This is a genomic window from Ligaoa zhengdingensis, assembly GCF_014384885.1.
GTDB lineage: Bacteria > Bacillota > Clostridia > Oscillospirales > Ruminococcaceae > Ligaoa > Ligaoa zhengdingensis.
Genome location: NZ_JACRST010000044.1, coordinates 1 through 7672, shown reverse-complemented (window position 1 = coordinate 7672; position 7672 = coordinate 1). Strand labels below are relative to the sequence as shown.

The following is a 7672-nucleotide window of genomic DNA, read 5'->3' as shown; positions in this document are numbered from 1 at the left end:
ACGACGACTGCCTTTTGATACACGTCAAAAGGCAGGAAAAACGTGTCAAAGGGGGCACCCCTTTGAAAACCCCCGTTGTGCGCCCGGGCCGGCAGCGCCGGCAGGCAATCCGGGTTGGCGCTTGCGCCATACCGGGTGCGTCCTCCGCGCGGAAGCTGCACTTTACTTAACAAACGAGCCTGCCCGGCTTTCCTCCGGCCGTTGGCCGGCGCCCCTAGGGGGCCAAAGGGCCCCCCTTTTTGTGTGCTTTCAAGGTGAATTGGCCCATCGGGCCAAGAGAAGGGCCCCTGGGGACTTTGGTCCTTCTTTTCACATAAAAGAAGGACATTTAAATTTGAAGTCGTATTAAAAATGATTAACGTCTTAATAGATATAAAAAATGCTTTTATAGAACATTATATATCATCGATCCAATTGGTACAATAATATTGGGTGATAAAATGAAAGCGCAGTTTGAAGAACAACACCGCCAGATCGGGTTGAAAATTGCTTATTACCGGCGTTACCGCAACTTGACGCAGGAACAGCTTGCGGAGCGCACGGGCTTGAGCCTTGTATTTCTCGGACATGTGGAAGCGCCCAACGTCAGCAAGGCCATTTCGCTGGATACGCTGTTTTTGATTGCTCAGGCGTTGGAAATTCCTGCCTACAAATTTTTAATTTTTGAAGACGAGTGATGGGGAAGAAGTGTAATCACCTAATTTTGGAGTGCAAAATTCAGGGGGTTGCACAATACCTGCCCTCCAAGAAAGACGCAATTTTATAAATTGCGAATTATCGGGCTGGGGTGTGTTCAGAATGGCGATTGATTTCGAGCCGTTGCGTGAAACGATGCGCAAGCGCGGCGTCAGTTGGTACGAGCTTGCCAAGCAGGGCGTCGATAATAAGACAATTGACCGGATCAAGCACAACCGGAACACGACGATGAAAACGATCGACCGGCTGTGCGACCTCCTCGATTGCGAGGTGGAGGAGGTCATCCGCCGCAAAAGGGATGGAGCGGATGATGAAAAAGTTTAAAATACCCAGCATTCCGCCTACCACAAACAAATCCATCCGTTTTCCCAACGACATGATCGAGGCTGTTGAGACGGCCATCCGCGGGAGGGACTGCACGTTCAGCGCCTTTGTCATCGAGGCGGTTCGGGTCGCGTTGGAAAACTTGGAGGAAGAGAAGAACGAAACGAGGGAACTGCCATGAAGCGGCCGCTTGCTGTAATCGGAATCACCTACCTGATTACAGCGGCGGCCGCTGCTTGTTTTTCCGCGCCGGTGCTGTTCGGGGCAGGGGCGGTCCTCCTGCTCGCGGGGCTTCTTTCGCTCGCCGCACGCCACCCGCAGAGGCGCGCGGCCTTTGCGGTGCTTGTCACCGCGGCGCTGGCGCTGCTGGCAACCGGCGCGGAGCTGCGCTTCCGGGTGCAGCCGCTGCGCGACCTGGCCGGACAGACCGCCCGCATCGAGGGCAGGGTCTGCGCCATCAGCGGCGGGCGTTCGATCGAAATCGAGCTGGAGGGCGGGCTCACCATCGCAGTGAGCTCCCGCGAGACCCTGGACGTGGAGCTGGGCGACCGGTTCTCGGCCGTCGCCTCCCTCTCGCGCTACGACGAGGGCGCGTCCACCGGCTATGCGCGCAGCAAGGCGGTGCTCACCCCGCTGCGCGCGTTCGTGGCTGGCGATTACACCGCCGTCCCGTGCGAGCCGGGCAGCCTGCGCGGGATGATGGGAGACCTCAACCGCCGGATGGATGCAACGCTGCACCGGCTGCTGCCGAACGAAAGCGGAGACCTGCTGTCCGCCATGCTGCTCGGCCGCAAGCAGCTGGTGCCGCAGGAATCCCGCGACGACTTTTCTGCCGCGGGCATCTCGCACCTGCTCGCGATCTCGGGGCTGCATCTCGCGGTGTTGGCCGCCTTTTTCGGGCGCGCCTGCCATGCGCTGCGGATTCCCACCCGGCTGTCCGCCCTGCTGACGGCGGTCGCGGTGTTCGGCTACATGGGCCTGGTCGGGTTTCCGGTATCGGTCTGCCGCGCGGGCGGCATGGTCCTGCTGGCCCTGTTGGCACAGAGCCTGTCCCGCAGGGCGGACCCGATCACCTCCCTCGCCGCAGCGGGGTTGATTCTGTGCGCGGGCAGCCCGCTGGTCGCCTCGGACGTGAGCTTCCAGCTTTCGTTCCTCGCCACGCTCGGGATTCTTCTGGGCGCGAACCGGTTGGCGGGGTTGGCCGCGGGATGGGTGAGGCAGCGGCGCTTCCCACGGCTTTGGGGCGCTGCGGCCAACGCGCTTGCGGTGACGGTCAGCGCCACCCTGTTCACCCTGCCGGTGGTGGTGGCCCGCTTCGGCCGGGCGGCGCTCTACGCGCCGCTCACCAACCTGATGGTCTCGCCGTTGGTGCCGCTGGCGCTGGTCTGCGGCCTCGTCGCGATCCTGCTGGGGATGCTGCCCGCGGTGGGTGTGATCGCGTCCCCCTTCGCCCTGGCCGCCGGCTTGTCGGTCGGGCTGATCGATTCGGTGGCCGCGGCGGTCGCCTCGCTGCCGTTTGCCGAGCTCCCGGCCGGCGCGGGGTTCGTGTCCCTGTGGATGGCTGGGGCCGCGCTGATGGTTGCGATGGCCTGTGTGCGCCCCAGCCGCAAAAAGTCCGCGGCCTGCGCGGCGCTGTGCGCCATCACGCTGATGACTGGCATCCTCTCCTACCAGTTGGCGATGCGCGGGGCGACCAGTTTGACGGTGATCGCCACCGGGCGCAGCACGGCCGCTGTGGTGGCGGTCAAGGATGGGCACGCCGCGGTGCTGGGCGCGATCAACAGCAAGAGCGACGTCTACGAGGTGGAGCAGGCGCTCTCCCGCCGGATGGTGGATCAGATCGACCTGTTTGCGCTGTCCCCGGCCTCGGGCAACCGCAACGGTGCGGTGAGCGATCTATTGTCCCTCTATCCGGTCGATCTGGCGGTGGTGAGCGCGGAGGACGCGGAGGATGAGCGGATGCTCGCGGCGCTGGACCGGGCGGGTGCGGCGGTGCTTTGGGCGGACCTCGACGCGCAGCTTTGGGGCGGGGACCGCGTCTCGATCGACGGCAACACAATTTGTTCAGACTTTAGCGGCATAAAAAGTTTTATTCTGGACGGGGATTGTGATATACTAAAGGTTAACAAGCGCATGGGCGGCTGTGCGGTCGCGGTGGCCGCCTCCGGTGCGGAGCTTTCCGGTCTGCAATGCGACCTGCTGGTGACGCGGGGCGACCCGCTAGGCGGCATGCCGGCGGGCGCGGTGATCCGGCTGGACGATGCGCGGCCGCGTGTGGAATTGCTCTGCCGCGCGGGACGCATGGCCGTGCGCGAGGAAGGGGGAGGGCTCTGGTGATCTATGAAAGGGAATCGGATTTTGCGGCGAAGCTGAAGAATTATCCCCCGCGCCGGGTGTACTTCCTCTACGGCGAGCAGACCTATTTAAAGAAGCTCTACCTCAAGCGGATCGTCGAAAAGGCGGTGGACGGGCCGCTGGCCGACTTCAACCTCAGCCGCTTCGACGGCTCCTCCGCCGGGTTGGACGAGATTTCCGACGCGGTGGAGGCTCTGCCGGTGATGGCCGAGCGCAAATGCGTGGTGGTTACCGGCCTGGATGTGGGCAAGCTCTCGGCGGCCGAGACGGCCAAGCTCAAGGAGCTGCTGGCCGACCCGCCCGAGACAGCGGTGCTGGTGTTTGTATCGGGCGACGCCCCGGTGGACCTCAAAAAGAACGCAAAGTGGAAGGCGTTCCTCAAGCTGGTGGACGCGGTGGGGGACGCGGTGGAGCTGGGCACGCGCGCCCAGGGGGACACCAACCGCTTCCTCAAGGCGATGGCCGAACGGGGCGGATGCAGCATCTCGAGCGATAGCTGCGCCTATCTGGTGCGGCGGTGCGGCAGCGACATGCAGGCGCTGGGCAACGAGATGGCCAAGCTGTGCGCCTACCGCGGAAAAGGGGAGATCACCCGGGAGGAGATCGACCGGTGCGTGGTGCCGCAGCTCGACGCGAGCGTGTTCGACCTCTCGCGCCTGATCCACCGCGGGGACTACCAGGGCGCGATGCGCAACCTCGCCGACCTCATCGCCCTGCGCGAGGAGCCGGTGATGATCCTGGGGGCGCTGTCGTCCAACTTCATCGACCTCTACCGCGCGCGGGTGGCGCGCCAAAACGGCAAAACCGCCGCCGACCTTGTGAAGCTGTTTTCGGCCTACAAGGGGCGGGATTGGCGGGTGCGCGCCGCCATGAAGGACTGCGATCGCTATTCGCGCGGCCAGCTCGCCGCCATCCTCGAGCTGCTCGCCAGGGCTGATTACCGGCTCAAAAGCAGCCGGGTGGACAATGTGGTGATCCTGCAGGAGACGATCACCCGCATCTTCGCGCTGGGGCGCGGCTAACGCCCCGCGCGCAACAACACGGCCCGCGCTGGCCTTTGGGGGGTTCCTCTTGATTAAACTCAGACAGGCCGTTGTGGTGGAGGGGCGCTACGATAAGATCAAGCTCTCCTCGCTGCTGGACGCCACCATCATCCAGACCGACGGCTTTCGCATCTTTAAGGATAAGGACAAGGTCGCGCTGCTGCGAGAGCTTGCCAGGCGGGTGGGCCTGGTGGTGCTCACCGATTCGGACAGCGCGGGGTTTGTCATCCGCAACCACATCAAAAACTGTGTGCGCGAGGGCGAGGTCTACCACGCCTACATCCCCGAAATCCTGGGCAAGGAAAAGCGCAAGGACCGCCCCTCCAAGGAGGGGACGCTCGGGGTGGAGGGGGTGCCCGCCGAGGTGATCCTCCAGGCGCTGCGCCGCGCGGGGGTGACGGCCGATACGGGCGAGGCGCGCGAACGCCTCGTCACCAAGGCCGACCTCATGGAGGACGGGCTTTCGGGCGGGGAGGGCAGCCACGAGCGCCGCACCCGCCTGCTGCGCGAGCTCGGCCTGCCGCACTACCTCTCGGCCAATTCGATGCTGGACGTGCTCAATACCATGTTTAGCTACGAGGAATACAAACGTCTCGCGGCCCGCGTCTCGGACAGCGCGGAACCGCCGGAGGACGGAGGGAACACGTGAATCTGTACAGCCTCTCCTTCATCTATCTGTTTTTGCCCCTGTCGGTGTTTGTGTACTATCTCACCCCTGCCAGGGCGAAAAACGCCATATTGGTGCTGATTTCGCTGTGCTTCTACGCGTTGGCAGAGCCCCGCTACCTGTCGCTGATGGTGGGCTCGGTGCTGCTCGATTACGCCGCCTGCCGCGGCATGGAGTGGCTGGACGGCATCGCGGGCGTGGAGGACGGCGACCCGGGCGGGGCGCGCCGCCGCTTTTTGGGGCTCACTGCGCCCAGCGCCCGCACCGCGCTGATGCTGCTGGTGCTGGTGAAAAACGCGGGGTTGGTGGTGCTGCTCTCGCACTTCACACAGAACCGCGAGCTGTGGCGGCCGCTGGGGGTGCTGATCTTCGCAGTGACCAGCCTGGGTTATGCGCTGGACGTCTACCGCTATGAGACCCCCTGCGAGCACAACCTGATCGACTTTTCCCTGTTCTGCGTGCTGTTCACCAAGCTGCCCGCCGGCCCGCTGGTGCGCTGGAACGAGATGAAGGCGCAGATGGGGAGCCGCCGGCCATCCCTGTCGCTCATCAGCGAGGGTGCGATCCTCTATATCCAGGGCCTGGCAAAAAAGGTGCTGCTCGGCAACCAGATGACCGCCATCTATGACCAGCTTGCGGCCCTGCCGCGCTCGCAGCTCTCGGTGGTGTCGGCCTGGCTGATGACCGCCGCCCTGGCGCTGGCGGTCTACTTCAACCTGTCGTCCCTGTGCGATATGGCGCGCGGCCTGGGCAAGATGTTTTCGATCGAGCTGCCGCGCAACTTCTACTACCCCTACCAGTCCCGCAGCGTCACCGAATTTGTCGGCCGCTTCAACAGCACGGTGAGCAGCTTCTTCTCCGCCTACCTGCCCGAAAAGTGGCGCAGCAGCCAGCGCTCGGGCGCGGAGACGGTGTTCTCCGTGGCCGTGGTGACCCTGTTTTGGGGCGTGTGGTTCGGCTTCCGGGTCAACTACATCATCTGGGCGCTCTACTTCGTGCTGTTCCAGCTATTGGAGCTGCTCGGGGTGGGCTCGTTCCTCAAAAAGCTGCCCGCGCTGTTCAGCCGCATCTACACCTTCGCGGTGGTGTTGCTTTCGTTTGTCATCTTTGCGGGCAACAACGTGGACCAGAGTATGCGCTATTTTACCACCATGCTGGGCATCGGAGGCCCGAAGCTGTACACCGACCGCGCGATGTACATCGCTTCCTCCAATTATGTGCTGCTGATCATCGCCTTTGTGCTGTGCACCAGCCTGTGCGACATGGGCCTGCGTTGGCTGCGCAAAAAGGTGCCGGTGTTCAGCGAGATTCTGGGGATGATTGTGAACGTGGCGCTCCTGGTGATCTCCACCGCGTTTCTGCTGGTGTGAGCGCCGCTTAATTTTACCGATGGGAGGTGACGGCTGTGGCCGGAAAGCGCGTGAGTGCGCTGTTGTTTTTGCTGATTATTGTAAGTTTCCCCCTCGCCATGTGGGCGCAGGGGGGCTTTGCGGGCCTGACCGCGCCAAAATGGGGCGAGCTGCGGTCGGGCGCCTTTGCCGCGCGGGTGGAGCAGACCTTCCAGGAGCGGTTCCCCGCCCGCGAGGAGCTCTCCAACTTCGCGTGGAACCTGCGCTACCGCACCGGGGCCAAGGAGATCGACGGCTACTACGTCACCGGTTCGAGCATCATCAAAAATGTGGGTTCGCCCTCCAGCCAACTGGTGGAGCGCAACAACGAGATCCTGCTGGCGTTCGCTGAGCGGGCCCGCCTGCCGTCCTACCTGCTGCTCACCCCCACCGCATCCGCGGTCAAGCAGCAGCTCCTGCCCGATTTTGCCACCCCCTACAACCAAAAGGCGTTTATCGAGCAGGTCTATCAGAAGTTCGGCGGGCAGATGGTCACGGTGGACGTCTACCCCACCCTGTTCGCCAACCGCGACAAGGAGCTCTATTACAACACCGAGGACGCGCTCACCTCGCTGGGCGGCTACTACATCTATTCGGTGCTGGCCGACAAGCTGGGGATGACTGCCTATTCGCTCGACCGGTTCACCATCGAATACGCCTTGCACGGCTACAAGGGGGCGCTCCAGCAGAAATTCCCCTATGCGCCTGCGGAAAGCGATGTGATCACCCTGTTCCACTACCGGTTGGATAAGTTCTACCGCACCTACGAGGTGACCCGCACCCAGGATGGGGAGAATGAGAAGCTCGGCGACCTGTATGCGCGCGACCGCCTGACCGGCCCCCGCCCGCTGGACGTCTACTTCGGCGGGATGGCGCAGGTCATCGACATCCAGGTGCGCAACGAGGCGGGCAAGCCGCTGCCCAACCAGGTCCGCCTGCTCATCATCGGGGACGACACGGCGCGCAGCTATGTGCCGTTTTTGGCCCCGCAGTACAGCGAGATCAAGATTGTGGATGCGACCACCGCCACCCCCGAGCAGATCGAGGATGTGGATCTGCTCTATTACGACCAGGTGCTGTTCGCATTTTCCACCGATACCTACATGCATTGTGAAAACCTCGAAGTCCTCCGCGGGCTGTGACCGGGATGAACCAAACGGGCGCGGGCTTCTGAAAGAAGCCCGCGCCCGTTTTCTCGC

General features: G+C 63.1%; 8 protein-coding genes. All 8 read left to right on the top strand.

Annotated features, from left to right (window positions below; genetic code table 11):
- Positions 1 to 440: 440 nt before the first annotated feature.
- The 8 genes from H8711_RS12945 (at position 441) to H8711_RS12910 (ending at position 7615) form a co-directional block, all read left to right on the top strand.
- A complete protein-coding gene (locus H8711_RS12945; protein ID WP_249283812.1) occupies positions 441 to 677 on the top strand; it encodes a helix-turn-helix domain-containing protein in 237 nt (78 codons plus the stop codon).
- A gap of 121 nt (positions 678 to 798) precedes the next feature.
- Positions 799 to 1020 (top strand): helix-turn-helix domain-containing protein, encoded by a 222-nt coding sequence (locus tag H8711_RS12940; RefSeq protein WP_249283811.1) that lies wholly within the window; start codon positions 799 to 801, stop codon positions 1018 to 1020.
- Positions 1004 to 1201 (top strand): YlcI/YnfO family protein, encoded by a 198-nt coding sequence (locus tag H8711_RS12935; protein WP_249283810.1) that lies wholly within the window; start codon positions 1004 to 1006, stop codon positions 1199 to 1201. Before H8711_RS12940 ends, H8711_RS12935 begins: the two co-directional genes overlap by 17 nt.
- The gene (locus H8711_RS12930; RefSeq protein WP_249283809.1) at positions 1198 to 3357 is read left to right on the top strand and encodes a ComEC/Rec2 family competence protein; all 2160 of its coding nucleotides are present in this window, start codon (positions 1198 to 1200) and stop codon (positions 3355 to 3357) included. Before H8711_RS12935 ends, H8711_RS12930 begins: the two co-directional genes overlap by 4 nt.
- The gene (gene holA / locus H8711_RS12925; RefSeq protein WP_249283808.1) at positions 3354 to 4397 is read left to right on the top strand and encodes a DNA polymerase III subunit delta; all 1044 of its coding nucleotides are present in this window, start codon (positions 3354 to 3356) and stop codon (positions 4395 to 4397) included. Before H8711_RS12930 ends, holA begins: the two co-directional genes overlap by 4 nt.
- Positions 4398 to 4446: 49 nt before the next feature.
- Positions 4447 to 5067 (top strand): ribonuclease M5, encoded by a 621-nt coding sequence (locus H8711_RS12920; RefSeq protein WP_249283807.1) that lies wholly within the window; start codon positions 4447 to 4449, stop codon positions 5065 to 5067.
- A complete protein-coding gene (locus tag H8711_RS12915) occupies positions 5064 to 6455 on the top strand; it encodes an MBOAT family O-acyltransferase (protein WP_249283806.1) in 1392 nt (463 codons plus the stop codon). Before H8711_RS12920 ends, H8711_RS12915 begins: the two co-directional genes overlap by 4 nt.
- A gap of 35 nt (positions 6456 to 6490) precedes the next feature.
- Complete coding sequence (locus H8711_RS12910) at positions 6491 to 7615, top strand: DHHW family protein (protein ID WP_249283805.1); 1125 nt, start codon at positions 6491 to 6493, stop codon at positions 7613 to 7615.
- Positions 7616 to 7672 lie beyond the last annotated feature (57 nt).